Annotated in this window: 1 protein-coding gene; it reads left to right on the top strand. The window is 74.1% G+C overall.

The features are described 5' to 3' along the window. Nucleotides 1–1,392 (top strand): 2-oxoglutarate dehydrogenase, E2 component, dihydrolipoamide succinyltransferase (gene sucB / locus ACZ4V6_RS36550; protein ID WP_467835592.1); only part of this gene is annotated, 1,392 nt, incomplete at both ends.

The raw sequence follows: 1,392 nt of genomic DNA, 5'->3' as shown, positions 1-1,392 counted from the left end.
CCTGCCCGCGCTCGGCGAGTCCGTCACCGAGGGCACCGTCACCCGCTGGCTGAAGTCGGTCGGCGACAGCGTCGAGGCCGACGAGCCGCTGCTCGAGGTCTCGACCGACAAGGTCGACACCGAGATCCCGGCCCCCGCCTCCGGCACCCTGCTGGAGATCGTGGTCGGCGAGGACGAGACCGCCGAGGTCGGCGCCAAGCTGGCCGTCATCGGCGAGGCGGGCGCCGCTCCGGCCGCCGCCCCGGCCCAGGAGGCCCCGGCCGCCCCCGCGCAGCCCGAGCCCGCCCAGGCCCCGGCCCCGCAGCAGGCCGCCCCGGCCCCCGCCCCGGCCGCCCCGGCCCCGCAGCAGCAGGCCGCTCCGGCTCCGGCCGCCCCGGCGCCCGCGCCGGCCCAGCCCGCCGCTCCGGCCCAGCCCGCCGCTCCGGCTCCGGCTCCGGCCGCCCCGGCCGCCGCCCAGCCGGTGGACGACGGTGCCTACGTCACCCCGCTGGTGCGCAAGCTCGCCGCCGAGAACGGCGTCGACCTGTCCACCGTCAAGGGCACCGGCGTCGGCGGCCGCATCCGCAAGCAGGACGTCACCGCCGCCGCCGAGGCCGCGAAGGCCGCCACCCAGGCTCCGGCCCCCGCCGCCGCGCCCGCCGCGAAGAAGGCCCCCTCCCTGGAGGCCTCCCCGCTGCGCGGCCAGACCGTCAAGATGCCGCGCATCCGCAAGGTCATCGGCGACAACATGGTCAAGGCGCTGCACGAGCAGGCCCAGCTGTCGTCGGTCGTCGAGGTCGACGTCACCCGCCTGATGAAGCTGCGCGCCAAGGCGAAGGACTCCTTCGCGGCGCGTGAGGGCGTCAAGCTCTCCCCGATGCCGTTCTTCGTCAAGGCGGCGGCCCAGGCGCTGAAGGCCCACCCGGTCATCAACGCCAAGATCAACGAGGCCGAGGGGACCATCACCTACTTCGACACCGAGCACGTCGGTATCGCGGTGGACTCCGAGAAGGGCCTGATGACCCCGGTCATCAAGAACGCCGGTGACCTCAACATCGCCGGCATCGCCAAGGCCACGGCCGAGCTGGCGGGCAAGGTCCGCGCCAACAAGATCACCCCGGACGAGCTGTCCGGCGCGACCTTCACCATCAGCAACACCGGTTCGCGCGGCGCGCTGTTCGACACGATCATCGTGCCGCCGGGCCAGGTCGCCATCCTCGGCATCGGTGCCACGGTCAAGCGTCCGGCCGTCATCGAGACGGAGGAGGGCACGGTCATCGGCGTCCGCGACATGACGTACCTGACCCTGTCCTACGACCACCGCCTGGTGGACGGCGCCGACGCCGCCCGTTACCTGACGGCGGTCAAGGCGATCCTGGAGGCGGGCGAGTTCGAGGTCGAGCTCGGCCTGTA

The sequence above is a fragment of the Streptomyces sp. NPDC029152 genome (assembly GCF_055564355.1).
The sequence above is the reverse complement of the archived record's forward strand: the minus strand, read 5'-3'. Positions and strand labels throughout refer to the sequence as shown.